Genomic DNA, 26,422 nt, shown 5'->3' on the forward strand with positions numbered 1-26,422 from the left:
ACCGCCTTGCGCCGTTGACGAAAGGAGTGTCGTTATGTTCCCACTGGATATTTGGCTGACCTATACCGCCGCCTGCCTGTTGCTGGTGCTCTCCCCCGGCCCGGACAACCTGCTGGCCATCGCCAGGGGGCTGAGCCAGGGGCGCATGGCAGCGGCCGTTTCGGGGGTGGCTTCGGGCACCGGGATCCTGTTTCACGTGGCCACCGCCTCGCTGGGCCTGACCCTGTTGATGCAGACATCCGCCGTGGCGTTCTGGGTGGTTAAAGTGATCGGCGCCAGCTACCTGGTGTGGCTGGGCATCAAGGTCTTGCGTTCGCGCAGCCTGATCAACTTCAAGCCAGCGGCGCGGCAACCACTCAAAAGCATCTTCCTCACCGGCTTCCTGTCGGCGGCGCTGAACCCCAAGCCGGGGCTGTTTGTGCTCGCGTTCATTCCACAGTTCGTCAACCCGGCATTGGGCTCGGTCACGCTGCAAATGATGGTCTACGGCGCCTGGTTCGCCGCATTGACCGCCCTGGGTTTCGCGCTCATGGGGATTTTTGCGACGCGCCTGTCGACCTGGCTGCAGCGCAAGCCAAAAGTCGTCAATGGCCTGAATGTGGGCGCCGGACTGACCTTCGTCGCGTCCGGTCTTTCGGTGGCGGCACTCAGCCAAAAATAGACCGGCCTCCCAAGGACCCTCGTGAACAAAGACCAGCTTGAGCATAACCAGATCCCAATCTACTTCGTGGCGGTCATCATCGCCGCTGTCGGTGGCCTGCTCGCGCCTCAGGCAGCGCAGAGCCTGGGCATCCTCGTCACCCCGGCGATTGCCGGGTTGATGTATGCGATGTTCCTACAAATCCCGTTTCTTGAACTGCGCCAGAGCCTGGTCAACAAACGCTTTATCGCGGCATTGGTGGTGGCCAATTTCGTGCTGATCCCTCTGCTTGTATGGGTCATTACCCTGGGCCTGCATGATCAACCGGCGATCCTGATCGGTGTACTCCTGGTGCTGCTGACGCCATGCATCGACTACGTGGTGGTGTTTACCCATATTGGCAAAGGCGATGCCCGATTGACGCTGGCCGCCACGCCCTTGCTGCTGTTACTGCAACTGGCGCTGCTGCCGTTGTACCTGGCACTGATTCCAGGCAGTGAGACAGCCGTAGCGATTGCCATCGGCCCGTTTGTCGAGGCATTCGTGATGTTGATCGCGGTGCCGTTGCTGCTGGCGGTACTGACGTGTGCCGGGGCCAGGCGTTCGCCACAGGTTGCGCGCTGGAACGCGGGCTTGGCGTGGATGCCGGTGCCCGCCATGGCGGCGGTGCTGATCGTGGTGATCGGCTCGCAGATCGCATTCGTGGTGCGGGAGATCGAGCAGTTGTTGCCGGTGATCCCGGTGTACCTCGGTTTCATGGTGCTCGCCCCGGTGCTTGGCGCCATGACGGCCTGGGCTTTGCGCCTGCCCGCCGCCACGGCGCGCTCGGTCACCTTCAGCAGTGCCACGCGCAACTCGCTGGTGGTCCTGCCATTGGCGCTGGCCTTGCCCGAAGACATGCGCATGCTGGCCGCCGCGGCGATCATTACCCAGACATTGATCGAACTGGTCTGTGAGCTGATCTACATCCGTGTCATCCCGGCCCTGGTCTGGCGGGCCTAGGACTGCTCGCGCGTGGCGTGCCAGCACACCAGCGAACCTGCGGTCACCAACACCGCGCCCTGCCAGAACTGCGGGGTGAGGTGGGCGCCCAGCCAGAGCGCCGCGAATGCCGACGACAGCACCGGCGCGCCGTAGGACGCCGTCGCCAGCAAGGTCAGGTTGCCGCGCAGGATGCCGATATTCCACAAGGCATAGCCGCCCGCCATCGCAATGCCCGTGGCCAACAACTCCAGGCTGTTGCCCAGGGTCACGGCCGGCAGCACCTCGGCACTCAAGCCGTACTTCACCCACAGCACCGCTGCCGTCAGGATGAAAAACAACACCACCAGGTTTTGTCCGCCGGCATAGCGCCGTGTGACATTGCAATACAAGGCAAAGGTGATCGCACACCCCAGGGCCAGGCTGTAGCTCAGAGGGTTGGATTGCACATTGGCGACAATAGTCGCCAATGCCAGGCCGTCACCGCTGACCACCCACAGGATGCCAAACAGCGCCAGCGCACTGCCCGGCACGATGATCCAGCGAGCCTTTTGTCCGTTCATGACAATCGCCAGCAACACCGTCAGGCACGGCCACAGGTAATTGACCACGCCCAGTTCGATGGCCTGGTTGCGACTGCTGGCAAAACCCAGGGCCAGGGACAGACACACCTCATACGCGACAAACAGTGCGCTGCCCATGATCAGGTACGGCCAGGACGTGGCGCGCAGGCGTGGTCGCCCGAGCCACGCCATCAGCAAGACGGCACCCAACGTGTAGATCAGCGCCGCGCCGCCCAAGGGGCCGAACAGTTCGCTGACACTGCGGATCAGCCCGGCAGCGGTACTCCACAAAAGGATTGCCACCAAACCACACGCCGTCGCGGCCCGTTCACCCCTGATCTGCATTGCTGACTCTCTGAACGTTAAAAAGCTGCAACGGTACAGGTAAATCACACCTTGTAGGAGCCGGCTTGCCGGCGAAAATCGTTAACGATAACGCGGGGAGCCTGGTACCCCGTGTTGCTCTCGGGTTTTTCGCCGGCAAGTCGGCTCCTACAAGGGAATGTCGTGCCGGGGATTTTGATTGCGGTTTGCGCAATGGTGTTTTGTTATCAGCTGGATTGATAGCACCCTAACTAAAACCCCATGCTAGAGGGCTTTCCCGGCGCTTATATCATTCCGAATGATAGTTACCTTTGCTTCATTCGATTCGTGAGATAGCAGCCCGCCGAGCATGATCCGCCCATCTCAAATACATTGGCGGATGCACCTCATGGAACAGTCACTCAAACATTTGCGCTATCCCCTGGCCCTGTTGGCCGTGTTGGTGATGAGCGCATGCGGCAAGGCCCCCGAGCAAGCGGCCGCCATGCCCGCCAGCAAAGTCAGCGTTGCCAAGGTCCTGGAACAACCGGTCAATGAGTGGGATGAGTTCACTGGCCGCCTGGAAGCCCCGGAAACCGTGCAGATACGCCCGCGCGTATCAGGCCAGATCGACCAGGTAGCGTTTACCGAAGGTGCGCTGGTGAAGAAAGGCGACCTGCTGTTCCAGATCGACCCGCGTCCGTTCCAGGCTGAAGTGCGTCGCCTTGAAGCCCAACTGCAACAGACCCGAGCCGCCGCTTCGCGCAGTGACAACGAAGCCCAGCGTGGCGAGCGCCTGCGCCAGAGCAATGCGATTTCCGCCGAGCTGGCCGATTCGCGGACCACTGCCGCCCAGGAAGCCCGTGCTGCCGTGGCCGGAATCCAGGCACAACTGGACCTGGCCAAGCTGAACCTGAGCTTCACCCGCGTCATCTCACCGATCAACGGCCGCGTCAGCCGCGCGGCGATCACCGCCGGTAACCTGGTGACCGCCGATGTCACCGAGCTGACCAGCGTGGTCTCCACCGACAAGGTCTATGCCTACTTCGACGCTGATGAACGCGTGTACCTCAAGTACACCGAACTGGCGCGCCAGGGCCGTCGCGGCGCCACCACCCCGGTGTACCTGGGCCTGTCCAACGAAGACGGCAACCCGCACCTGGGCCAGATGAACTTTGTCGACAACCAGGTCAACCCGGCCACCGGCACCATTCGTGGGCGCGCCGTGTTCGACAACACAGACGGGCGCTTCACCCCCGGCCTGTACGCACGCCTGAAACTGGTGGGCAGCGGCACCTACTCCGCCGTGCTGATCACCGACGAGGCCGTGGGCACTGACCTGGGCAAGAAGTTCGTACTGGTCATGGACGGCGACAACAAGTCTGCCTACCGCGCCGTCGAACTGGGGCCAAAGATCGAAGGCTTGCGCATCGTGCGCAGCGGCCTGACCAAGGACGACACGATTATCGTCAAGGGCCTGCAGCGGGTGCGTCCGGGATCGCCGGTAGCGCCGGAGACCATCCCGATGGCCAGCCAGGCCACTCTCGCCGCCTTGGCACAACAACGACAAGCGCTTGAAGCCAGCAACCTGGAGCAAGTGGCGCCGGACAACAAAGCCGCACCCAAGCTCGCCAGTGTCGCGACTCCACGCGGTTAAGGGACTACACACAAGATGAATTTCTCCAAGTTCTTCATTTCGCGGCCGATCTTCGCAGCAGTGTTGTCGCTGCTGATCCTGATCGCCGGCGCGATCTCGCTGTTCCAGTTACCAATCAGTGAATACCCGGAAGTGGTGCCGCCGACCGTTGTCGTACGGGCCAGCTTCCCGGGCGCCAACCCCAAAGTCATCGGTGAAACCGTGGCCGCGCCGTTGGAACAAGCGATCACCGGTGTCGAGAACATGCTCTACATGTCCTCGCAATCGACCGCCGACGGCAAGATCACCTTGACCATCACCTTCGCCCTGGGCACCGACCTGGATAACGCGCAGGTGCAGGTGCAGAACCGGGTGACCCGCACCCAACCCAAGCTGCCGGAAGAAGTGACGCGCATTGGTATTACCGTGGACAAGGCCTCCCCCGACCTGACCATGGTGGTGCACTTGACCTCGCCGGATCAGCGTTACGACATGCTCTACCTGTCCAACTACGCCATCCTCAATATCAAGGATGAGCTGGCGCGCCTGGGCGGTGTCGGTGATGTGCAGTTGTTCGGCATGGGCGACTACTCATTGCGCGTCTGGCTGGACCCGAACAAGACCGCTTCACGCAACCTGACCGCCACCGATGTGGTGACCGCGATTCGCGAGCAGAACCGCCAGGTAGCGGCCGGTGCCCTCGGCGCACCGCCTGCGCCAACGGCCACCAGCTTCCAGTTGTCGGTCAACACCCAGGGACGCCTGGTCACCGAGGAAGAGTTTGAGAACATCATTATCCGCGCAGGCGATAACGGTGAAATCACCCGCCTCAAGGACATTGCCCGGGTCGAGCTGGGTTCCAGCCAATACGCCTTGCGTTCGCTGCTCAATAACCAGCCGGCGGTGGCGCTCCCGATCTTCCAGCGCCCTGGCTCCAACGCGATCCAGATCTCCAATGAAGTACGCGACAAGATGGCGGAGCTGAAAAAGAGCTTCCCCGAAGGCATGGACTTCAGCATCGTCTATGACCCGACCATCTTCGTGCGTGGCTCCATCGAGGCCGTGGTACACACCCTGTTCGAAGCACTGATCCTGGTGGTGCTGGTGGTGATTCTGTTCCTACAGACCTGGCGTGCCTCGATCATTCCGTTGGTAGCGGTGCCGGTATCGTTGATCGGTACCTTTGCGGTGATGCACCTGTTCGGCTTCTCGCTCAATGCCCTGTCGCTGTTTGGCCTGGTATTGGCCATCGGCATCGTGGTCGACGACGCCATCGTGGTGGTGGAGAACGTCGAACGTAATATCGAGCTGGGCCTGGAACCATTCCCGGCCACCGAAAAAGCCATGAGCGAAGTGACCGGGCCGATCATTGCCACGGCGTTGGTGTTGTGTGCGGTGTTCATTCCGGCAGCCTTTATCAGCGGCCTGACCGGGCAGTTCTACAAGCAGTTCGCCTTGACCATCGCGATCTCCACCGTGATCTCGGCCTTCAATTCCCTGACCTTGTCCCCTGCCCTGGCCGCCGTGTTGCTGCGCAGCCATGATGCGCCGAAGGATCGTTTCTCCAAGGTCCTCGACAAGGTGTTTGGCGGCTGGTTGTTCCGCCCGTTCAACCGCTTCTTCGAACGCGCCAGTGGTGGCTACGTCAGCACCGTGCGCCGGGTAATCCGCGGCAGCGGCATTGCGCTGTTCCTGTACGCTGGCCTGATGGTGCTGACCTGGTTCGGTTTTGCCCACACCCCGACCGGTTTCGTCCCGGCCCAGGACAAGCAATACCTGGTGGCCTTCGCCCAACTGCCGGACGCTGCCAGCCTGGATCGCACCGAAGACGTGATCAAGCGCATGTCGGATATCGCCCTCAAGCAACCGGGTGTCGAAAGTGCCGTGGCCTTCCCTGGCCTGTCGATCAACGGTTTTACCAACAGCCCCAACAGCGGCATCGTGTTCGTGACCTTGAAGCCGTTTGACGAGCGCAAGGCCGTGGGCATGTCCGCTGGTGAAATCGCCGGTGCCCTGAACGGCAAGTACGCCGATATCCAGGAAGCCTACATGGCGATCTTCCCGCCGCCGCCGGTACAGGGCCTGGGCACCATTGGCGGGTTCCGCCTGCAAGTCGAAGACCGCGGCAACCTGGGCTATGAGGAACTGTACAAAGAAGTACAGAACATCATCACCAAGAGCCACAACGTACCGGAACTGTTCGGCCTGTTTACCAGCTACACGGTCAACGTGCCCCAGGTCGATGCCGCTATCGACCGTGAAAAGGCCAAGACCCATGGCGTGGCGATCAGCGACATCTTCGACACCCTGCAGATCTACCTGGGTTCGCTGTATGCCAACGACTTCAACCGCTTTGGCCGTACTTATCAGGTCAACGTCCAGGCCGAGCAGCAGTTCCGCCTTGAAGACGAGCAGATCGGCCAGCTGAAAGTGCGCAACAACAGGGGCGAGATGATCCCGCTGGCGACCTTTATCAAGGTCAGCGACACCTCGGGGCCGGACCGCGTGATGCACTACAACGGCTTTATCACCGCCGAGATCAACGGTAACGCCGCCCCCGGCTACAGCTCGGGCCAGGCGCAAGCGGCGATCGAGAAACTGCTCAAGGAAGAACTGCCCAACGGCATGACCTACGAGTGGACTGACCTGACGTATCAGCAAATCCTCTCGGGCAATACCGCGCTGTTCGTGTTCCCGCTCTGCGTACTGCTGGCGTTCCTGGTACTGGCCGCCCAATACGAAAGCTGGAGCTTGCCATTGGCGGTGATCCTGATCGTACCGATGACTCTGCTGTCGGCTATTACCGGGGTGATTCTGTCCGGTGGCGACAACAACATCTTTACCCAGATCGGCTTGATCGTACTGGTGGGACTGGCCTGTAAGAACGCGATTCTGATCGTCGAATTCGCCAAGGATAAGCAGGAAGAAGGCCTCGACCCGCTGGCTGCGGTGCTGGAAGCCTGCCGCCTGCGTCTGCGGCCGATTCTGATGACCTCGTTCGCCTTCATCATGGGCGTGGTGCCCCTGGTGCTCTCCAGCGGTGCCGGTGCCGAGATGCGCCACGCCATGGGTGTGGCGGTGTTCTCCGGGATGATCGGGGTGACCTTCTTCGGCCTGTTGCTGACGCCGGTGTTCTACGTGTTGATCCGCCGCTATGTGGAGCGCAGCGATGCGCGCAAAGCGGCCAAGGCCTTGAAGCTGGAGACACAGCAATGAGTGTGAAAGTGTTCATGCCGAGCCTGCTGGTATTGGCGCTCAGCGCCTGTACCGTCGGCCCGGACTATAAAGCCCAGCAGCTGGAGGCGGCCACTATCACGGCCGCCGCCGATGCCAAGCAATACGACCACGCCAAGTTCGAAGGTATCTGGTGGCAGCAGTTCGAAGATCCGACGCTCAACCAGTTGGTGACGCAATCGTTGCAAGGCAACCGCGATTTGCGCGTTGCATTTGCCCGCCTGCGGGCCGCCCGGGCGATTCGTGATGACGCCAGTAATGACGCGATGCCCACCATCACCAGCCGCGTCAGCAGCGATTTGGCCAAGGGCCAGATCCCTGGCCAGAGCACACGCCGGGTCAATAGCGAACGCTATGACCTGGGCCTGGACATGGCCTGGGAGCTGGACCTGTTTGGCCGCATCCAGCGCAACCTGGAAGCCAGCGACGCCGACCAGCAGGCCGCCGAAGCCGACCTCTATCAACTGCAAGTCAGCCTGATTGCCGAATTGGTGGATGCCTACGGGCAACTGCGCGGTGCGCAACTGCGGGAAAAAATCGCCCTGGCCAACCTGAAGAACCAGCAAGACTCGCGCACCATCACCGAAAGCCTGCGCGATGCCGGCGTCGGCGACCAACTGGACGTGGTACGTGCCGATGCGCGCCTGGCGGCGGTCGAAGCCAGCGTGCCGCAATTGCAGGCCGAACAAGTGCGCGAACGCAACCGCATCGCCACCCTGCTCGGCCAGCGCCCGGACACACTCACGGTGGACCTGAGCCCGGCCAACCTGCCGGCAATTGCCAAGGCCTTGCCGATTGGTGATCCGGGGCAATTGCTGCAACGGCGCCCGGACATTCTCAGCGCCGAGCGCAGACTGGCAGCCGCTACCGCGCGTATCGGCGTAGCCAAGGCCGACCTGTTTCCACGGGTCAGCCTCAGTGGCTTCCTCGGCTTTACCGCTGGCCGTGGCTCGCAGATCGGCTCATCCGCCGCCAATGCCTGGGCCCTGGGCCCGAGCATCACCTGGGCCGCCTTTGACCTGGGCAGCGTGCGCGCCCGTTTGCGCGGTGCCGACGCCGAAGCCGACGGCGCCCTGGCGACTTACGAGCAGCAAGTATTGCTGGCATTGGAAGAATCCGAGAACGCATTCAGCGACTACGGCAAACGCCAGCAACGCCTGGTCTCGCTGATCCGCCAGAGCGAGTCGAGCCGTGCAGCAGCCGACCTGGCCGAGATTCGCTACCGCGAAGGCACTGCCGACTTCCTCGTGCTACTCGACGCCCAGCGCGAGCGCCTGCTCGCCGAAGACGCCCAGGCCCTGGCCGAAGTGGACCTGTATCGCGGCATCGTGGCGATCTACAAGGCGCTGGGTGGCGGTTGGCAGCCAGAGACAACGGTCGCCAGCCTCAAGTGAAGTAAAGAGCTCCTTTGGTTGGTCGCATCCAGCCAATTTTTAGCCCCGTGGTCCATTCGGTCACGGGGCTTTTTTTGGCCTGCTTATCGGGTAGGAGCGAGCTTGCTCGCGAAAAACTTGAGAGCGCCGCGTTCGCCCTGCGCGCCCCGTTATCGTTAACGTTTTTCGCGAGCAAGCTCGCTCCTACAGTAATTGACTTAAGTCAGGATCAAGCTGCGGTAGTGCCCGGGATTGGACCCCGACCACTTGCGAAAGGCTTTGTAGAACGAACTCACATCAGCAAAGCCCAGGCGGCTGGCGATCTCGGCGAAGCTGATATCAGCCTCGGCCAGCCAGACAACCGCCAGCTCCTTGCGCACGCTGTCCTTGAGGCCCTGGTAGGTCTGCCCTTCTTCGGCCAGGCGCCGGCGCAGGGTAGACGCGGACATGCACAGGTCGTGGGCCAGGCTTTCGGTTTCCGGCCAGTGTTGGGCCGGGCGTTGGCGCAGGTCATGCTTGATGCGCATTGCCAGGCTGTCCGGATCGCGGTACTTGACCAGAATATTGGCCGGCGCCTGGGCCAGAAAGCGCTTGAGTTCCTCGGGGCTGCGCTTGATCGGCAGGTCGAGGCAGTCGGCCGAGAAGATCATCCGGGTACGGGGCCGGTCGAAGCGCAGGTTGTCGGAAAACATCACCTGGTAATCGTCACAAAACCCTGGCTGCGCCCCCCGCAACTCGATGGCCAGGATCGGAATGCGCCGCCCGGCCAGCCAGCAGGCGACGCCGTGGACGATCATCCAGTAGCAAAAATAGGTGAACGCCCGGCGCGGTTCTGTTTCGGGTTCCAGCAATACGATTTCTGCCAGGCTTTGTTGGCGCACCAGTTCGGCGGGCAGGTTTTCCAGCATCAGCGAGAGGAAGCTCAGGCCGGTTTGCAGGGCGTCGGCCAGGGTCGGCTGGGCCATGGACGCACGGCAGAGGAATTCCAGACTGCCGGATTTGAGCTTGCGCGGGTCCATGCCAAAGAATTCGTCATCCCTGCGCCGTGCCAGCAAACGCCACAGCCGTGCATAAGCCAACGCCGGGACCCTGGCATCAGGCTGCTCCAGCAAAACCGGATCAATCCCGACCTTGACCAGCGCCTCGCGCGTCGCCGCACCGGGGGCGCAGCTCTGCAACAGCGCTTCATGCACCAGATGGATAGAGATGGTGTCTTTTTCCGACATGGTCCAGGGCTCAATCTTGTAAGTCGGCCATTGTAGGAGCGTGTTGGCTTGTGAGGAACTCAAATTAACGTCACTCACCGTAGCCGCCGGGCTATGAAACTCTGTTCAGGCAGCGTTCAGAAAACGTCAAGATCCTCTGTTTAGTAATGAGTATCATTATGTTACAACTTAGCACCCTAACTAATTACGTTGCGGTGTCCGATGCTCGTCCCCTTTCTCATCATGTTGCGCGAAGGCATTGAAGCCGCCTTGATCGTTGGCATCATCGCCAGCTACTTGCAACAGACCGGCCGTGGCCAGTGGATGCCGGCCGTATGGATTGGCGTGTTTCTCGCCGCCGCCCTGGCCCTGCTGGTCGGTGGCGGCCTGGAGCTGGTCAGCGCCGAGTTCCCGCAAAAGCAGCAAGAGCTGTTCGAAGGCATTGTCGGCCTGGTGGCCGTGGCCATCCTCAGTTCCATGGTGTTCTGGATGCGCAAGGTCGCACGCTCGATCAAGCACTCCCTGCACCAATCCCTGGATCATGCCTTGGCGGGCTCGCGCAATCAGGTGATCGCGCTGATCGCCATGGTGTTTTTCGCCGTGGCCCGCGAAGGCCTGGAAACGGTGTTCTTCCTCCTGGCCGTGTTCCAGCAGAGCGAAGGCCCGGCTGCGCCCATCGGTGCCCTGCTCGGCCTGGTGCTGGCGATTGTCGTGGGGTTCCTGATCTACAGCGGTAGCATGCGCCTGAACCTCGCTGCGTTCTTTCGCTGGACCGGGCTGTTCATCCTGGTGGTGGCCGCCGGCATCCTCGCCAATTCGGTGCAGGCCCTGCATGAAGCCGGGGTGTGGAACCACCTGCAAAACGTACTGTTCGATTTCAGCGCAACCCTGCCAGTGGATGGCCCGCTGGGTTCGGTGCTGGCCGGCATGTTTGGCTATCAGGACGCGCCGACCGTCAGCACCCTGGGCGCCTATCTGATTTACCTGGTGCTGGCGTTGCTGATGTTCATCATGCCCGCCGCGCCAGCCAACCCCTCTTCCGTCTCCAGCCAGTAAGGTTGTCCCTTGCCAAACCAAGCTCCCGCCTCGCCACCCCGCGCCTTGCGTTGGGCGTTAGCCGGCTCGGTGATCGTGATGATCGCCGCCGGTGGCCTGTTCTACTACGCCTCGCAATTGGCCGCCGCCAAGCGTCAGATCAATCACAATGAAATTGCCGTGATCATCCACGCTCACGCCTGCGAACCCAATGCCCTGACAGTACCGGCCGGTCGCGCGAGTTTTCGCATCATCAACCGTTCGGATCGCGCGGTTGAGTGGGAGATCCTCGACGGCGTACTGGTCGTCGAAGAGCGTGAAAACATCGCCCCGGGCCTGAGCCAGGTGATCAACGCCAACCTGCTGCCGGGCGACTACGCCATTACTTGTGGCCTGTTGAGCAACCCGCGCGGCACCCTGCATGTAACACCCACCGCCGAGTCCGACGCCCAGGCCAAAGCCAAGCCGTCGATGGTGGCCTTTATCGGCCCGCTGTCAGAGTTTCGCGTGTATCTGAGCAGCCAAAGTGGCGCCTTGATCAAAGCCGTCACGGCCCTGGAGCAGGCGATGATTGCTGGCGACCTGACGCAAGCCCAGGCCCTGTACCTGCCGGCACGCGAGGCTTACCAGCACCTGGCCCCGGCGGCCCAGCGCCTGGCCGAGCTGGACAACGCGATCAACGCCCGCGCCGATTACTTCGAAAGACGCGAACAGGACCCAGCCTTCAGCGGCTTCCATCGCCTGGAATACGGCCTGTTCGCGCAACACAGCCTCGACGGCCTGACGCCGATTGCCCAGCGCCTGGTGAACGATGTCACCACCCTCAAGCAGCAATTGCTGGCGCAGTCGCTGCCGCCCGAGCAGTTGGTGAGCATCGTGGTGCGCAACCTCAACAGCCTGGCCGACGTGCGCGCCGCCAGTGGCGAAGAAGAACGCTACAGCCACCTCGATCTCAATGGTTTTGCCGCCAACCTTGAAGTGGCGCGCAAGGTGGTAGACCTGATGCGACCGCTACTGGCCAAGTCCGCCGCCGACCTGTTGCCGGGGATCGATAGCGCGATCAGCACCTTCGCGGCGCAACTCGACGGCCTGAAGGTCGATGGCCACTACCGTACCTATGACAGCGTTACCGCCGATCAGCGCCAGCAGATCGCCGACAAGGCCAAGGCTCTGGCCGCCGCACTCGATGGAATCGACCCAGCCCTTGGCCTCTCTGGCCTTCAGTGAAGACGACCGAATAGATGAGTGATTCAGAACAGTTCAACGCCCAGCGCCGCCGTGTGTTGCTGGGCATGGCCGCCACTGGTGCGGCGATTGCCGGCAGCAGCCTCAGTTGCCCGGCGCTGGCGGCCGGCGCGGCCCAGGTCACCACCGCGCCCAGCAGCGAGAAAACCCAGGACCATCATGCCTTCCACGGCAAGCACCAGAGCGGCATCGTCACCCCACGCCCGGCCTGCGGCATGCTGGTGGCGTTCGATGTGTTGGCCAGCGATCGCGAGGACCTGGAGCGGCTGTTTCGCACCCTCAACGAGCGCATTGGTTTCCTGATGACCGGCGGTACGGTGCCACAGGTCGATCCAAAACTGCCGCCCACCGACTCCGGCATCCTCGGCCCGGTGGTCACCCCGGACAACCTGACGATTACCGTGTCGGTGGGTGAGTCGCTGTTCGATGAGCGTTTCGGGCTGGCAGGCGCCAAGCCAAGGCGCCTGAGCCGCATGATCGGCTTCCCCAATGATGCGCTGGACCCTGCGCAGTGCCATGGAGACTTGAGCCTGCAGTTGAGCTCCAACACCCCCGACACCAATATCCACGCCCTGCGCGATATTGTGAAAAACCTGCCGGACCTGCTGCTGGTGCGCTGGAAACAGGAAGGCAGCGTGCCGCCCCAGGCCCCTGCCCGTACTGGCGAGCCGGCGCAAAGTGCGCGTAACTTCCTCGGCTTTCGTGACGGCTCGGCCAACCCTGATTCCAACGACAGACAGGCCATGGACCAGATTGTGTGGGTGCAGCCGGGCAGTGACGAACCGGCCTGGGCCGCCAATGGCAGCTACCAGGCGGTGCGGATCATCCGCAATTTCGTCGAGCGCTGGGACCGCACGCCGTTGCAGGAACAGGAAAGCATCATCGGCCGGATCAAGACCAGCGGCGCGCCCATGGGCGGTCAGAGCGAAACCCAGGTGCCGGACTACGGCCAGGATCCAGAAGGCAAACTGACCAAGCTCGATGCGCATATCCGCCTGGCCAACCCGCGCACCGCCGCGACCCAGGCCAGCCTGATCCTGCGCCGGCCCTTCAACTACTCCAACGGGGTGAACAAGAACGGCCAGTTGGACATGGGCCTGTTGTTTATCTGCTATCAGGCGGACCTGGAGAAAGGCTTTATCGCCGTACAAACCCGGCTCAATGGCGAGCCCCTGGAGGAGTACCTCAAGCCAGTGGGCGGCGGCTACTTCTTCACCCTGCCGGGCATCACCGGGCCGCAGGACTTCATCGGCCGCACGTTGCTGCAAGCCACTGCCAACACTTGAACCCCACTCCACAGCGGAAACCGCCCCATGAAAAAGTCGTCTCTTGCGTTGTCGTTGTTGTTGACCCTTTCTCCACTCGCGGCTATGGCTGCGACGGCGCCCCTGGATCTGGTGGGCCCGGTTTCGGACTACAAGATCTATGTCACCGACAAGATCGATGAGCTGGTGACCCAGACCCAGGCCTTCACCGACGCGGTGAAAAAAGGCGACCTGGCCACCGCGAAAAAACTCTACGCGCCCACCCGCGTGCACTATGAAGCCATCGAGCCGATCGCCGAGTTGTTCAGCGACCTCGATGCCGCGATCGACTCACGGGTCGACGATCACGAAAAAGGCGTGAAGGCCGAGGACTTCACCGGTTTCCACCGCATTGAATACAGCCTGTTTGCCGAGAACAGCACCCAGGGCCTGGGCGTCCTGGCCGATGGTTTGAACAAGGACGTCAAAGACCTGCAAACCCGCGTCGCCGGCCTGACCTTCCCGCCGGAAAAAGTCGTCGGCGGTGCTGCCGCACTGCTCGAAGAAGTGGCCGCTACCAAGATCTCCGGCGAAGAAGACCGCTACAGCCACACCGACCTGTATGACTTCCAGGGCAATATCGACGGGGCGAAAAAGATCGTCGACCTGTTCCGCGGACAGATTGAGCAACAGGACAAGGCGTTTTTGGCCAAGGTCGACAAGAACTTTGCCTCGGTGGACACGATCCTGGCCAAATACAAGACGGCCGATGGCGGCTTTGAAACCTATGACAAGGTCAAGGAAAATGACCGCAAGGCCCTGGTCGGCCCGGTCAACACCCTGGCCGAAGACCTGTCGACCCTGCGTGGCAAGCTGGGCCTGAACTGACAGAAAGACTTAGGCATCCCCCCTATGGGAGCGGGCTTGCTCGCGAAGGCGTCGGCCCAGCAAACATTGATGTTGACTGACCCACTGCTTTCGCGAGCAAGCCCGTTCCCACATTTGATCTTCGCTTACTGATCGGCATTAGGGCGCAGAGCAGCTGTAGATCTTCATCATTGCCGCTAATCGCGCTTTGCGTTTAACCGTCTTACCTATAACGTTTAATCGATCCCACTCACGGAAGATTTCCCATGCCCGATTCGGCCGCCAGCATTGATGCTGCCTTGCCCACCCCAACGTCATTCAACCTGCGCCCCCTGTTGATCGCCAACATGGCCTGCACCATGGCGATGATGGCGTTTGTCTCGCTGATCGGCCCCATCGCCAGGGTGCTGGGGCTGGCGACCTGGCAAGCGGGTGCGGCGGTGACCGTGTCCGGGGTGATCTGGATGCTGCTGGCGCGGCCCTGGGGCCAGGCCAGTGATCGCCTGGGGCGGCGGCGAGTGCTGCTGTTGGGTACCGGTGGTTTCACCCTGGCGTACTGGGCGCTGTGTGTGTTTATCGACGCCTCCCTGCAACTGCTGCCCTCGGCCATGCTGGCTTTTATCGGGCTGGTGTTGGGGCGCGGGTTGATCGGGGTGTTCTACGCCGCGATCCCGGTGGGGGGCTATGCGCTGATCGCGGACAATATCGAGCCGGCCCACCGCGCCAAGGCCATGGCCTCGCTCGGAGCGGCAAACGCCTGCGGCCTGGTACTGGGCCCGGCAATTGCAGCGCTGCTGGCCCGCTACAGCCTGAGCCTGCCGTTTTATGCGATGGCGCTGCTGCCCATGCTGGGCTTTTTGGTGTTGCTGGTGAAACTGCCGCGCCAGGAACTGCATCTCAAGCAACCGCCCAAGGCCGTCAACCTCTCGGACCCGCGCTTGCGGCGCCCATTGGTGGTGGCATTTGCCGCCATGCTGTGTGTATCCATCGCCCAGATCACCGTAGGTTTTTTTGCCCTGGACCGCCTGAAGATGAACCCCGCCGACGCCGCACAAACCGCCGGGATTGCCCTGACGATGGTGGGCCTGGCGTTGATCTGCTCGCAATTGCTGGTGCGCAAACTCGAATGGCCACCGCTGCGGATGATCCGCGTCGGCGCCATTGTCTCGGCACTGGGCTTTGCCGGCAGCATGTTCGCGGATACGGCGTGGATTCTCTGGCTGTGTTTCTTCGTCTCGGCAGCGGGCATGGGCTGGATCTTCCCGTCGTTCGCCGCACTGGCGGCCAACGCGGTGGAAGCCTCGGAACAAGGTGCCACTGCCGGCTCAGTCGGTGCGGCGCAAGGCTTGGGCGTAGTGGTCGGGCCACTGGCCGGGACCCTGATCTATGCCATCGAACCACGGCTGCCCTACCTGGTCGCCGCCGCCCTGCTGCTGCTCATAGCGCTCTGGCCAGCACCGCGCCGCTAGAGGATCCGATACAGCAAGCGCTCGACCCGTACCCGACTGACCCGACGCAGGAACTTGCCAACGGCTTCGGGGTAATCCACCAGCGTCTGCAACTGTTGGTAGCCCTGGATCCGCGTGGTGTGCCGGAAAATCTCCTCAAGCTCGCGCCCCCGCGGCGCAAGCCACTGGCCCTGGGGATCGTCGATGAGCAAGGCGTTTTCCAGGTCCAGGCGGAAGGCCCGGGGGTTGAGGTTGTTGCCGGTGAGCAAGGTATAGCGCGCGTCGACCCACATGCCCTTGAGGTGGTAGGTGTTGTCCCCGTCGTGCCACAGGTGCAGGTTGAGCAGACCGCTGTCGATCATGCGCTGATGGCGCTTGGCAAAGCGGCGCAGGCTGATTTCGTAGAGGTAGGGCAGCGCAGCGATGATCCTGAACGGCTCGCTGGGCGGGATGTAGAAGTCGTTGGCCGTCTTGTCGCCAACGATGATGTCGATCTTCACCCCACGGGCCAGCGCACGATTGATTTCCCGGGTGACCGGCAGCGGCAGGTTGAAATACGGGGTGCAGATGGTCAACTGCTGCTGGGCGCTGGCGATCAACTCGCAGATCACCCGACTCAGCGGGTTGTTCTTGCCCACCCCCAGCAGCGGGCTGACCGACAACCCGCCAATGCCAGCCTGGCCGGCCGTGGTGTCATAGGTCGCGTGCTTGAGCCGGCTGCGCAAGTCGCCGATGTCATTGCGCAGGCTACGAGTGGTGGGCAGGTTGGGCAGGTCGAGACGGTGCACCGCCTTGGAGGCGACCAGGCCGTGCTCCACCAGGTGCTGCATGGAGTCGGCCAATGGTTTGTTGTGGATCAGGTGATAGCGATCGAAGCGATATTTGTCGAACTTGTGCAAATACACATTATTGAGACTGGCGCCGCTATACAGCACGCTGTCATCGATCACAAAGCCCTTTAGATGCAGCACGCCAAACAGCTCGCGGGTCTGCACCGGCACGCCGTACACCGGTACTTGCGTCGAGTGTGACTGGGTCATCGCCTGGTACCAGGCGCTGTTGCCTGGCTGCTTGCCCGCACCGATCAGCCCGCGCTGGGCCCGCAGCCAGTCAACCATCACCACGATATCCAGCCCGGGCCGTGCTGCCTTGGCGGCATGCAGCGCGTCAAACACCTCTTGCCCCGCTTCGTCCTGTTGCAGGTACAAAGCGACGATGTAGATACGGTGTTGGGCCTGGGCGATTTTCTCCAGCAGGCAACGGCGAAACTCGGCGGCGCCGGACAGCACCTCGATCGCGTCGGTGGCCAGGGGGAAACCGCGCAACTTGGGCAACAGGGAACGTTTGAAGAACGACGGCATAGGGCTCGCAATGATCGAATCCGAAGAGCCCGAGAGCTTACACCATGGGGGGTGCCCAGGTCTGCCCACTGGGCACTTAAAATAAATTATTGACCAAGAAGAACGATCGTTCTACTGTTTGTGACATGAACGAAATGACCAGCAGTGAAACCCGCGACATTATCCTGGACGTCACCGAAAAGTTGATCTACCGGCACGGCATCGCGGCCACCGGTATGGATCTGTTGGTGAAAACCGCCGGTGTCTCCAGGAAAAGCATTTACCGCTACTTCGCCAATAAGGACGAACTGGTGATCGCCGCCCTGCAACGTCGCGACGAACGTTGGCTGCAGTGGCTGCGCAGTGAGGTCGAGCAATACGCTGGCAGCGGCGCCCGCTTGCTTGGCGTGTTCAGCGCACTCAAGACCTGGTTCGGCTCCGCCGACTTTCGCGGCTGTGCCTTTATCAACACCAGCGGCGAGACCGGTAACCCGCAAGACCCGGTACGTTTACTGGCCAGGGCACACAAACAGAAACTGTTCGAATACCTGCTTGAACTGTGTAACGCACATGGCACCCCGACCCCGGAACAACAGGCCGCGCAACTGCTGATCCTGGTCGATGGCGCCATTACCATCGCCTTGATAATGGGCGATGTCACCGCCGCTGATAATGCGCAATGCATGGCGCAATTGTTATTGGCACTTTGAATTAACGACTAACATTCCAAAGGAGCAGTCAAATGACCGCTAATGCACAAGTGCGTCCGCCCTTGCCGCCCTTTACCGAACAATCGGCCATTGAAAAGATCCGCCTCGCCGAAGACGGCTGGAACTCCCGCGACCCGCAGCGCGTGTCACTGGCCTACACCCTGGACACGCAGTGGCGTAACCGCGCCGAATTCGCCCACAGCCGCGAACAAGCCAAGGACTTCCTCACCCGCAAATGGGCCCGGGAGCTGGACTACCGCTTGATCAAGGAATTGTGGGCCTTTACCGGCAACCGCATCGCCGTGCGTTATGCCTATGAATGGCACGACGATTCCGGCAACTGGTTCCGCTCCTACGGCAACGAGAACTGGGAGTTTGACCAGGACGGCCTGATGTCCAACCGGCATGCGTGCATCAATGACATGCCGATCAAGGAAAGCGAACGCAAATTCCATTGGCCGCTGGGACGGCGCCCGGACGAGCATCCAGGGCTGTCCGAGCTGGGGTTGTAGGAGACGGCTTGCCGGCGATGAGGTCAGCAAGAACACCGTGGTGTGTCAGGTAGCCAGCGTGAGCGTTAACGTTCATCGCTGGCAAGCCAGCACCTACAATGGCCGTCAATCCTGCTTCAGCGCGACCTGATACAACACACCATCAGCCTCATCCGTCAGCACATACAGGAAACCATCCGGGCCTTGGCGCACATCGCGGATGCGTGCCTTTAACTCACCCAGCAGGCGTTCTTCGTGTACTACCTTGTCGCCATCGATCTGCAAGCGGATCAACTCCTGGCTGGCCAACGCGCCGATGAACAGGTTGTGCTGCCAGGCCTTGAAGCGGTCGGCGTCGTAGAACGCCATGCCGCTGATGGCCGGTGACTTTTCCCACACATGGTGGGGGCCGACGGTGCCTTCGGCCGTCTTGCCTTGGGCCTCGGGAATCGGCAGCAAGGAATAGTTGATGCCGTGGGTCGCCAGTGGCCAGCCGTAGTTCTTGCCACGCTCGATGATGTTGATTTCATCGCCGCCGCGCGGGCCATGTTCATTTTCCCAAAGTGTGCCGGTCCAGGGATTGAGCGCCGCACCTTGTGGATTGCGCTGGCCATAGGACCAGATCTCCGGCCTAGCCCCTGGCTGACCGACAAATGGGTTGTCATCCGGCACCCGGCCATCCGGGTAGATACGCACGACCTTGCCTTGCAGTTTGTCCAGATCCTGGGCCGTGGGGCGGTCATTGTTCTCGCCCAGGGTCACAAACAGGTAGCCATCCCGGTCAAACACCAGGCGCGAACCGAAGTGATTGCTGGTCGACAGCTTGGGCTCCTGGCGCAGGATCACCTGGAAGTCCTTCAAGCCGCTCAAGTCCTCACTCAGGCGCCCGCGTCCTACCGCGGTGCCGGCCGTACCGCCCTTGCCGCCACCTTCGGCGTAGGACAAGTAGACCATCCGGTCTTGCTTGAAATCAGGCGACAGCACCACATCCAGTAAACCGCCCTGCCCCTTGGCCCACACTTGCGGCACACCACTGAGCGGCGCAGACAATTTGCCGTCAGCACTCACAAAGCGCAGCGCACCAGGGCGCTCGGTGACCAGGAAGCCCTGCTTGTCCGGCAAAAACGCCACTGCCCATGGATGGTCCAGGCCACTGACAATCGGGGTCGCGGTGATGCTGCCTTGTTCGCTGGGGAACTGCCGGGTATCGGCGGCAAACGCGGGAAACGCCGTTGCCAGGGCACTGGCACAGCAGGTCGCTAAAAAGGCTTGGCGTAGAAACATACTGTGGAATTCCTTTCGTTCAGGGCCGGCGATTGCCATTGGCATCTCGGGTCGGGGCTGAAGGTTGGGTGGCAGGACGGGCGGGAGTAACATCACGCTGCGGATAGCGATTGCCGATGCCACCGTTTTCCAGGGTCGGCGGCCGAGGCACTGGCGCGGTATAGGTGCCGCGAGTGGCAGGCGTATTGGGTTGTGTGCCCTGCATGCTGTTGGGATTGGCTCGTTTGATCGGGCTGTTGTATGGATTGTTGTTGCCGGGCAGGTTCTGCGCCTGCGCCCCACCACTCAAGGCAAGGCCCAGGAACAGCACCAAAAGGCTACGCGAGCGACTGTTCATGACAAAGTTTCTCTGGGGCGAGGAATACCTGCATTCGATACCACGCTACGCGCTGGGTTCGGCTTTGGTAACCCAATAGTTTCCAGGCAGGTGTAACACGGCTTTTCCAACACCCCTGATGCAGCCCAGCTCCGTACTCGCCCTTGAAAGGACTGAACCTCAGATCAACACGAAAATCACTGCCAGGCCGGCGAAGATCGCCCACTTTTCCAGGTAGTAACGGGTGCGGTTACGCTTTTTCAGTTCCTTGCCCCGCAGGCGGATCTTGTACAGGCGGGTAAAGGCACGGTTCAGTCCACCGGTCTTGTCCCCGGCATCATTGGGCGAGCCGGCGGCTGCCATGACGTTGCGGCTGAACCAGCGATTGAACGCTGCCGCCCAGCGATACTTCATCGGCCGTTCAATATCGCAGAACAAAATGATGCGGTTCTGCGCCGTGGTGTTTTCGGCGTAGTGGATGTACGTCTCATCGAACATCACCGCCTCGCCGTCGCGCCAGTAATAGTTCTCACCGTCCACATTGATGTAGCAGCCCGGATCGTTGGGTGTATCCAACCCCAGGTGGTAGCGATAGGAGCCGGCATAGGGGTCACGATGGCGGACCAGCTTGGAGCCTGGCGGCAGTTCGGCAAACATTGCGGCCTTGATCGAACCGATACTCTGCACCAGCTCGGTGGTGCGCGGGCACAGCTTCATGGCCGACGGATGACTGTCGCCGTACCACTTGAGGTAGAAACGCTTCCAGCCCGATTTGAAAAACGAGTTGAAGCCCACATCGTTGTATTGGTCTGAACGCTTGATCTCCCCGGCCCGCATCAGGTTCTGGCCTTCCTCGCGGATCTCCTGCCAATGCGCCTGCAGTGGGCTCAGGTCGGGAAAGTCGCTGGGCGAAAGGTACGGGCGGGCAGGCAACTTGGAGAACAGGTAGAGGAAGCAATTGACCGGTGCGAGAAAGGTCGAGTGGTCGCTTAATTGACGGCCCAGCTTATGTCGCACCCGGCCACGCAGGTGTACATACGCAATGGAGACAACGTAGAGAGCAACAATGATGAGTTTCACGGGAATTCGTCACATGTCAGAAGAGTACAGGCTGCTCCTCCAGGCCGGGCCAGGGAGGGAAAATGCAGCACCTGAAATCACAATTCATTAACAGGCCCACGAGTGTCTTGGAGACCATTCGCATAGTGGCCAATGGCAGTTATTTTAGCCATAGATTGTAACCAAAGGTTAACTAAGAATTGTGAAAAGGTGTCTTCCAACTGTGTAGCCGCGCCACCTCGAAAGTGCGGTGGCGGGTATGCCGGGCTGCGATGCCGCCCGGGAAAGGAGCGGTTTGCCTCAGCCCAATGGCTGGTCATCCTTGCGTTCACGCCGGGTAAAACGGTCATCTTCCAGGGCGGAATATGCGACTGTCTTGCGGTGCGTCAGGACCAGATGACGAGCCAGCGCAATGAATATCCCCAGCAACAAACCACCCACCAGGCTCAACGCAACCACCAGGGCTTTCTTCGGTTTGACCGGGCTCAGTGGCTCTTGGGCACGCCGGTCAATCGTCACCAGTTTCAAGGCGCTCATGTCGATATTCAGGCCACGCAGGCGCGCCACTTCAGCACGCAAGGGCTCGACATCCTGCAGGAAAATATCTTCATTGCCCCGCCGCTTCATGACTTCGACCTGGCGATTGACCTCCAGTAACTGCAGTTCCTTGCCGATTTCCGCGATACGGCTGTTGGTGAAGTCATCACTGGTACGCTGCTGCAGGGCCGTGCGCTCGGCCTCAAGAGCCTCAGTACCGAGAAAGTACAAGGGGATCTGCTGGTTGTTGACCTCGGTGCGCATCACCTGGCTGGAACCGCTGCGCCCTGCATCGGCCATGGACGAAGGTGTAGTCGGGTTCTTGATGCCCATGGATTTGGCAATCGAGATGGCTTCGCTCAACTCGGCCAGGCGATTGGAGCGCTGCATTTTCATCTGCAGGCGCAGGGCACTGAGTTCATCTTCAAGCTGCGCGCGCTTGAGCTTGTCGCCCTCCAGCAGCTTGGCGATTTTTGACTCCTTGTCGGTGTCGTAATTGGCGCGCGCCGCATCAATCTTGCCTTTGAGCTCGGTGAGGCGGTTGTTGACGATCACCTTGAGATCGGCGCCCACCTGCTCGCGCTCTGCGGCAATGGCATAGTCGACAAAACCGTTGAGTATCGCGACGCCGTCCATGTCCGAGGGATATTGCAGTTCGAGACGAATATAGCTGCTCAGGGAGTCCGCTTTCTTCGCGTCAGGCAAGATCAGCTTGATCGAATTGCGGTTGAACGCTTCGAAATTCTGCTCAAGGCTGCGCCCCGGTTCCTGAAACGCCTGGAACAATGTCGGGTTGGCCTTGAAGAAGCTCAGTCGCGCGTCGTACGAATCCAGTTGTGCGCCCACTTTGGCCAGCGCGTCCGTCGGCGGCAGCTTGTAGACCTCGGAACGATTGAGCGCATCCAACTCATTGATAGCTGCCGGCCGCAGCACGCTGCTGACCTGATATTCGCGGGGCGCAAACAGCGCATAACCCACACCCAAGACACCTGCAAAAAGCGTACAGCCGATTACCAGTTTTTTTTGCCGCCAGATCGAGTGGAACAGGTCAAATAAATCAATTTCATCAGACACCACGGAAGCTTGCACCTGGGGAGTTCTATTCAAAATGGGGACACCCTTCAAAAAGTGGACGCGGGCGGCCCACTACACAACAGATCTGAATAACCAACTGAAAATGCAGGGACAACGCCCTGAGCCAGGCTGATACGACACGAGGCAACTGCCATCTGACCATGCAGCCACTGAAAAAATCCCTACACCCTGAAGATTGTTTTCCTTGCAGCGAGATCAATGTCAGACATGGAATTATCAGCGTAGACGACATATCGACCTACATCGTCCTTACGATATGTCAAAATTGTTTCTGATGACGGGAAAAGTTCCATAACTACATATTCTTGAGACATTTCTCGCGAAATTGGTTAATTGATTATTTTAAAAATTAGTTTTGACTGAGAATGAGTCCGACCTGTATGCCCGATCAACCAAAGGACCTTTTCATGTCATCGACCTTATGTGACTCCACGGCGAGCCCTTGCGAAGTGGACAAACAGGCCCTGCAAGGTACCTGGGAGCAAATCGCCCTCGAAGACAGCGGCATCGCCAACCCGCCGGACGAACACAGTGCGCCTGGTGCGCTAACCACGATTGACGGTAATCAATTCCGGGTCACGACCCTGGACGGCAAGGTATTACTCAAGGGGCGTTTTACCCTTGACGCCACCACCACGCCCAAAAGCATCACCTGGATAGACGCCATAGGGGCCGACGCCGGCAAACAACTGCCCGCGAGCTACACACTGGATAATGACCAGTTTGTTTTTATTGCGGCGGATGAAGGCATGCCACGACCGGTTCGTTTTAGTACGACACCCGGGCAGACAATGCGCACGTTCGTGCGCAGGGTTTGAGAGGATCAGGCTGCATGCGTTTTTGCGACAAGGTTTTCACAAACTCTTCACGTTTAGCGCGGTAGGTTAAACCCAACTCCTCTGATGAATCCCTCGGCCCGCCGCCCCAGCGGGCCTTTTTTTGCCTTCAGGCCGAGCGCTTGATGGCTGTCAGCGTGTAGCACATCGGCAACTGCGCCGACTGGTTCTCGTATTGATCGTAGAGCTCTTCGCGATTGGAGTGCGGGTACTCCTGCAAATGGCTGATCTGCAACCCTGCCGCGATGGCCGCGCTGACAATCTCCCCAAGGGTGTATACAAACCAGTAAGACGCCGCGACTGCACTATTGCTCGCCCCCTCGTAGACAATTGCCTCGTGCTGCACAAAAGGCTCGCGGCGAAAATACGAGGTGACCGGTAGCATTGGATTGGCCGCTTCGGGGTCGAACACCTCCAGGAACGGATGGGTCTCGTAGATCACCAGCGTGCCCCCTTCTTTCAGGGTGCTGGCAACATGGCGCATGAACAGCGCGATATCCGGCATCCAGCTCAGTACGCCGATGGTGATCAGGGCGAGGTCAAACCGCCCTTGCAGGCGCTCGGGCAAATGATGAATATCGGCTTCGATAAACTCAGGCGAATGAGGTGACCGGCTGGCCAACTGCGCCGCCTGTGCCAGAAACGCATCGGACTGATCGACCCCGACCACGCTATTGGCGCCAAGGCCATACAGTGAGAGGCTCTCACGACCGTTATTGCAGCCCAGTTGCACCGCATCCCGGCCCTTGACACCGACCTGTAGCAACAGCGCGGTCAGCGTGGGGTCCAGGCAGTTGAAGCCAGGCTCGCCAACAGCAGCCAGCAGGCTTTGCCAGTGATCGGTAGCTTTATGCAGTTCGGCGGATTCGTTCCAGGCCGCCTTGTTACTGGCGATAGCCTGTTGAGCAGACAGCGTGTCCATTGCGTCTCCAAACCATTGAACGTGCGCGACAGGATGGCAATGAGCGCCGTCAGAAAACAGAAGGTAGTTCGCCCCGCACCGATAGCCTCGCCATCCTTGAACCGGTAAAGAGCCATCACTGCAGGGCGAACGCTGAAAACTTAATCCACAGCCATTGGATGTTCAACTGTTATCAACCGTGTATCGGACAATCAATACAATTTCGATACAACTCGATGAATTTTGTAGAATTTATCGCCAAAACAGACAATCCAGGCACTCGTCGCCGACCGACACGCCTGCCTGTCATATAACTCGCGCTTCACATATGCGACAATGCGCGCCAAATTCCAACATGCACCCCATATTTCCTGCTCGGCGACTGGGCTTCACGCCTTGATGTCGCTGTTGACGCATGCCCGTTGGCCCGGGCTCCGAATGGGTCCCGGCCCAAATAAGCGCACTCCAAGCTATTGATAGGTAAAGTAATTGATCTCCACAGCTAACATCACCATGCAGTTCGGCGCCAAGCCACTGTTTGAGAACGTCTCGGTCAAGTTCGGCGCCGGTAACCGTTATGGTTTGATCGGTGCCAACGGTTGCGGCAAGTCGACCTTCATGAAAATCCTCGGTGGCGACCTCGATCCGTCCGGCGGCCAGGTCATGCTGGAGCCGAACGTGCGCCTGGGCAAGCTGCGCCAGGATCAGTTCGCCTACGAAGAATTCAACGTGATCGACACCGTGATCATGGGTCACGAAGAGCTGTGGAAGGTCAAGGCCGAGCGCGATCGCATCTACTCGCTGCCAGAAATGAGTGAAGAAGACGGCATGGCCGTGGCCGAGCTGGAAACCGAGTTCGCTGAAATGGACGGCTACACCGCCGAATCCCGTGCCGGCGAATTGCTGCTGGGCCTGGGTATCGGCATCGAGCAGCACTTTGGCCCGATGAGCGAAGTATCTCCAGGCTGGAAGCTGCGCGTATTGCTGGCCCAGGCGCTGTTCTCGGATCCGGAAGTGTTGCTGCTCGACGAACCGACCAACCACCTGGACATCAACACCATCCGCTGGCTGGAAAACGTCCTGACCCAGCGTAACAGCCTGATGATCATCATCTCTCACGACCGTCACTTCCTGAACAGCGTGTGCACGCACATGGCTGACCTGGACTACGGCGAGTTGCGCCTGTTCCCAGGCAACTATGACGAGTATATGACCGTGGCGACCCAGTCCCGCGAGCAGTTGCTGTCGGACAACGCCAAGAAGAAGGCGCAGATCTCCGAACTGCAATCGTTCGTCAGCCGCTTCTCGGCCAACGCCTCGAAAGCCAAGCAGGCCACTTCCCGCGCCAAGGCCATCGACAAGATCCAACTGGCCGAGGTCAAGCCTTCGAGCCGTGTGAGCCCGTTCATCCGCTTCGAACAGACCAAGAAGCTGCACCGCCAGGCGGTCATCGTCGAGCGCATGGCCAAAGGCTTTGACGGCAAGACGCTGTTCAAGGACTTCAGCTTCCAGGTTGAAGCCGGCGAGCGCGTGGCGATCATCGGCCCGAACGGTATCGGCAAGACCACCCTGCTGCGCACCCTGGTCAACGAACTGACCCCGGACGCCGGTAGCGTGAAATGGACCGACGCGGCCGAGCTGGGCTACTACGCCCAGGACCACGCTCACGACTTCGAAGACGACGTCACGCTGTTCGACTGGATGGGCCAGTGGGCCCAGGGCGAACAAGTGATCCGTGGCACCCTGGGGCGCATGCTGTTCTCCAACGACGAGATCCTCAAGTCGGTCAAGGTCATCTCCGGTGGCGAACAAGGCCGCATGCTGTTCGGCAAGCTGATCCTGCAAAAGCCCAACGTGCTGGTCATGGACGAACCGACCAACCACTTGGACATGGAATCCATCGAAGCGCTGAACCTGGCGCTGGAGAACTACCCGGGCACGCTGATCTTCGTCAGCCACGACCGTGAGTTCGTATCGTCCCTGGCCACCCGCATCATCGAGCTGAGCCCAAGCGGCGTGATCGACTTCAGCGGCACCTATGACGACTACCTGCGTAGCCAGGGTGTGGTGTTTTAAGGG

Annotated in this window: 22 protein-coding genes; 14 read left to right on the forward strand and 8 right to left on the reverse strand. The window is 60.5% G+C overall.

Annotation, left to right across the window (positions count from 1 at the left end; all coding sequences use genetic code 11):
* The first annotated feature begins 34 nt into the window (after positions 1-34).
* A complete protein-coding gene (locus tag H097_RS14220; RefSeq protein ID WP_032860479.1) occupies positions 35-661 on the forward strand; it encodes a LysE family translocator in 627 nt (208 codons plus the stop codon).
* A 21-nt stretch (positions 662-682) separates the two neighbouring features.
* Positions 683-1,642, forward strand: a complete 960-nt coding sequence (locus tag H097_RS14225) for an arsenic resistance protein (RefSeq protein ID WP_032860480.1) — start codon at positions 683-685, stop codon at positions 1,640-1,642.
* On the opposite strand, the gene yddG is transcribed toward H097_RS14225, so the two are convergent.
* Entirely contained in the window at positions 1,639-2,529 is an 891-nt protein-coding gene (gene yddG / locus H097_RS14230; RefSeq protein ID WP_032860481.1) for an aromatic amino acid DMT transporter YddG, read from the reverse strand. The genes H097_RS14225 and yddG overlap by 4 nt on opposite strands.
* Before the next feature lie 367 nt (positions 2,530-2,896).
* Between yddG and mexE the strand changes: the two genes are divergently transcribed.
* The 3 genes from mexE to H097_RS14245 are packed head-to-tail and all read left to right on the forward strand — an operon-like array spanning position 2,897 to position 8,751.
* Complete coding sequence (mexE, locus tag H097_RS14235) at positions 2,897-4,144, forward strand: multidrug efflux RND transporter periplasmic adaptor subunit MexE (RefSeq protein WP_032860718.1); 1,248 nt, start codon at positions 2,897-2,899, stop codon at positions 4,142-4,144.
* 15 nt (positions 4,145-4,159) lie between these two features.
* Positions 4,160-7,339: an efflux RND transporter permease subunit gene (locus H097_RS14240; protein WP_032860482.1), complete on the forward strand. Its 3,180-nt coding sequence runs from the start codon at positions 4,160-4,162 to the stop codon at positions 7,337-7,339.
* Complete coding sequence (locus H097_RS14245) at positions 7,336-8,751, forward strand: TolC family protein (RefSeq protein WP_032860483.1); 1,416 nt, start codon at positions 7,336-7,338, stop codon at positions 8,749-8,751. The genes H097_RS14240 and H097_RS14245 overlap by 4 nt, the downstream gene beginning before the upstream one ends.
* A 197-nt stretch (positions 8,752-8,948) precedes the next feature.
* Here H097_RS14245 and H097_RS14250 read toward each other — a convergent pair whose 3' ends face one another.
* On the reverse strand, positions 8,949-9,956 hold the full coding sequence (locus H097_RS14250) for an AraC family transcriptional regulator (protein ID WP_032860484.1): 1,008 nt from the start codon (positions 9,954-9,956) through the stop codon (positions 8,949-8,951).
* Positions 9,957-10,157: 201 nt separating this feature from the next.
* Between H097_RS14250 and efeU the strand changes: the two genes are divergently transcribed.
* The 5 genes from efeU (at position 10,158) to H097_RS14275 (ending at position 15,795) form a co-directional block, all read left to right on the forward strand.
* Positions 10,158-10,991 (forward strand): iron uptake transporter permease EfeU, encoded by an 834-nt coding sequence (efeU, locus tag H097_RS14255; protein ID WP_032860486.1) that lies wholly within the window; start codon positions 10,158-10,160, stop codon positions 10,989-10,991.
* Between the two features lie 78 nt (positions 10,992-11,069).
* Positions 11,070-12,197: an iron uptake system protein EfeO gene (efeO, locus tag H097_RS14260; protein ID WP_156356804.1), complete on the forward strand. Its 1,128-nt coding sequence runs from the start codon at positions 11,070-11,072 to the stop codon at positions 12,195-12,197.
* Positions 12,198-12,211: 14 nt separating this feature from the next.
* The gene (efeB, locus tag H097_RS14265; RefSeq protein ID WP_032860488.1) at positions 12,212-13,501 is read left to right on the forward strand and encodes an iron uptake transporter deferrochelatase/peroxidase subunit; all 1,290 of its coding nucleotides are present in this window, start codon (positions 12,212-12,214) and stop codon (positions 13,499-13,501) included.
* A 27-nt stretch (positions 13,502-13,528) separates the two neighbouring features.
* A complete protein-coding gene (gene efeO / locus H097_RS14270) occupies positions 13,529-14,347 on the forward strand; it encodes an iron uptake system protein EfeO (RefSeq protein WP_032860489.1) in 819 nt (272 codons plus the stop codon).
* A 245-nt stretch (positions 14,348-14,592) separates the two neighbouring features.
* Entirely contained in the window at positions 14,593-15,795 is a 1,203-nt protein-coding gene (locus tag H097_RS14275) for an MFS transporter (protein ID WP_032860490.1), read from the forward strand.
* On the opposite strand, the gene pssA is transcribed toward H097_RS14275, so the two are convergent.
* Complete coding sequence (pssA, locus tag H097_RS14280) at positions 15,792-17,135, reverse strand: CDP-diacylglycerol--serine O-phosphatidyltransferase (RefSeq protein WP_032860491.1); 1,344 nt, start codon at positions 17,133-17,135, stop codon at positions 15,792-15,794. The genes H097_RS14275 and pssA overlap by 4 nt on opposite strands.
* Positions 17,136-17,260: 125 nt before the next feature.
* Here pssA and H097_RS14285 point away from each other — a divergent pair, with 125 nt between their 5' ends.
* A complete protein-coding gene (locus H097_RS14285) occupies positions 17,261-17,824 on the forward strand; it encodes a TetR/AcrR family transcriptional regulator (protein ID WP_032860493.1) in 564 nt (187 codons plus the stop codon).
* 32 nt (positions 17,825-17,856) lie between these two features.
* Positions 17,857-18,336: a nuclear transport factor 2 family protein gene (locus H097_RS14290; protein ID WP_032860495.1), complete on the forward strand. Its 480-nt coding sequence runs from the start codon at positions 17,857-17,859 to the stop codon at positions 18,334-18,336.
* A gap of 105 nt (positions 18,337-18,441) precedes the next feature.
* Here the strand turns inward: H097_RS14290 and H097_RS14295 are convergent, their stop codons facing one another.
* The 4 genes from H097_RS14295 to H097_RS14310 form a co-directional block, all read right to left on the reverse strand.
* Positions 18,442-19,599 carry a PQQ-dependent sugar dehydrogenase gene (locus tag H097_RS14295; protein ID WP_032860497.1) on the reverse strand — a complete coding sequence of 386 codons (1,158 nt, stop codon included), beginning with the start codon at positions 19,597-19,599 and terminating at the stop codon, positions 18,442-18,444.
* 19 nt (positions 19,600-19,618) lie between these two features.
* Positions 19,619-19,936, reverse strand: coding sequence for a hypothetical protein (locus H097_RS14300; protein WP_032860498.1), 318 nt, complete (start codon positions 19,934-19,936; stop codon positions 19,619-19,621).
* A gap of 159 nt (positions 19,937-20,095) precedes the next feature.
* Positions 20,096-20,995, reverse strand: a complete 900-nt coding sequence (gene lpxO / locus H097_RS14305) for a lipid A hydroxylase LpxO (protein ID WP_032860500.1) — start codon at positions 20,993-20,995, stop codon at positions 20,096-20,098.
* Between the two features lie 279 nt (positions 20,996-21,274).
* On the reverse strand, positions 21,275-22,618 hold the full coding sequence (locus tag H097_RS14310; protein ID WP_032860501.1) for a Wzz/FepE/Etk N-terminal domain-containing protein: 1,344 nt from the start codon (positions 22,616-22,618) through the stop codon (positions 21,275-21,277).
* Between the two features lie 395 nt (positions 22,619-23,013).
* On the opposite strand from H097_RS14310, the gene H097_RS14315 reads away from it, so the two are divergent.
* Positions 23,014-23,424 (forward strand): TIGR03067 domain-containing protein, encoded by a 411-nt coding sequence (locus H097_RS14315; protein WP_050593367.1) that lies wholly within the window; start codon positions 23,014-23,016, stop codon positions 23,422-23,424.
* A 127-nt stretch (positions 23,425-23,551) separates the two neighbouring features.
* On the opposite strand, the gene H097_RS14320 is transcribed toward H097_RS14315, so the two are convergent.
* On the reverse strand, positions 23,552-24,364 hold the full coding sequence (locus tag H097_RS14320; RefSeq protein WP_032860503.1) for a class I SAM-dependent methyltransferase: 813 nt from the start codon (positions 24,362-24,364) through the stop codon (positions 23,552-23,554).
* 468 nt (positions 24,365-24,832) lie between these two features.
* Here H097_RS14320 and H097_RS14325 point away from each other — a divergent pair, with 468 nt between their 5' ends.
* A complete protein-coding gene (locus H097_RS14325; protein WP_082445592.1) occupies positions 24,833-26,419 on the forward strand; it encodes an ABC-F family ATPase in 1,587 nt (528 codons plus the stop codon).
* Positions 26,420-26,422: the final 3 nt, after the last annotated feature.

Source organism: Pseudomonas sp. FH4, assembly GCF_000510915.2.
Lineage (GTDB): Bacteria > Pseudomonadota > Gammaproteobacteria > Pseudomonadales > Pseudomonadaceae > Aquipseudomonas > Aquipseudomonas brenneri.

Bases quoted from the DNA above. Each gene is read 5' to 3' on its own strand.
- efeO (WP_032860489.1), top strand. From the start codon at position 13,529: ATGAAAAAGTCGTCTCTTGCGTTGTCGTTGTTGTTGACCCTTTCTCCA.
- efeB (WP_032860488.1), top strand. From the start codon at position 12,212: ATGAGTGATTCAGAACAGTTCAACGCCCAGCGCCGCCGTGTGTTGCTG.
- efeO (WP_156356804.1), top strand. From the start codon at position 11,070: ATGATCGCCGCCGGTGGCCTGTTCTACTACGCCTCGCAATTGGCCGCC.
- H097_RS14285 (WP_032860493.1), top strand. From the start codon at position 17,261: ATGAACGAAATGACCAGCAGTGAAACCCGCGACATTATCCTGGACGTC.
- efeU (WP_032860486.1), top strand. From the start codon at position 10,158: ATGCTCGTCCCCTTTCTCATCATGTTGCGCGAAGGCATTGAAGCCGCC.
- H097_RS14315 (WP_050593367.1), top strand. From the start codon at position 23,014: ATGTCATCGACCTTATGTGACTCCACGGCGAGCCCTTGCGAAGTGGAC.
- H097_RS14290 (WP_032860495.1), top strand. From the start codon at position 17,857: ATGACCGCTAATGCACAAGTGCGTCCGCCCTTGCCGCCCTTTACCGAA.
- H097_RS14275 (WP_032860490.1), top strand. From the start codon at position 14,593: ATGCCCGATTCGGCCGCCAGCATTGATGCTGCCTTGCCCACCCCAACG.
- pssA (WP_032860491.1), bottom strand. From the start codon at position 17,135: ATGCCGTCGTTCTTCAAACGTTCCCTGTTGCCCAAGTTGCGCGGTTTC.
- H097_RS14220 (WP_032860479.1), top strand. From the start codon at position 35: ATGTTCCCACTGGATATTTGGCTGACCTATACCGCCGCCTGCCTGTTG.
- H097_RS14240 (WP_032860482.1), top strand. From the start codon at position 4,160: ATGAATTTCTCCAAGTTCTTCATTTCGCGGCCGATCTTCGCAGCAGTG.
- H097_RS14250 (WP_032860484.1), bottom strand. From the start codon at position 9,956: ATGTCGGAAAAAGACACCATCTCTATCCATCTGGTGCATGAAGCGCTG.
- H097_RS14245 (WP_032860483.1), top strand. From the start codon at position 7,336: ATGAGTGTGAAAGTGTTCATGCCGAGCCTGCTGGTATTGGCGCTCAGC.
- H097_RS14295 (WP_032860497.1), bottom strand. From the start codon at position 19,599: ATGTTTCTACGCCAAGCCTTTTTAGCGACCTGCTGTGCCAGTGCCCTG.
- yddG (WP_032860481.1), bottom strand. From the start codon at position 2,529: ATGCAGATCAGGGGTGAACGGGCCGCGACGGCGTGTGGTTTGGTGGCA.
- H097_RS14320 (WP_032860503.1), bottom strand. From the start codon at position 24,364: ATGGACACGCTGTCTGCTCAACAGGCTATCGCCAGTAACAAGGCGGCC.
- mexE (WP_032860718.1), top strand. From the start codon at position 2,897: ATGGAACAGTCACTCAAACATTTGCGCTATCCCCTGGCCCTGTTGGCC.
- H097_RS14300 (WP_032860498.1), bottom strand. From the start codon at position 19,936: ATGAACAGTCGCTCGCGTAGCCTTTTGGTGCTGTTCCTGGGCCTTGCC.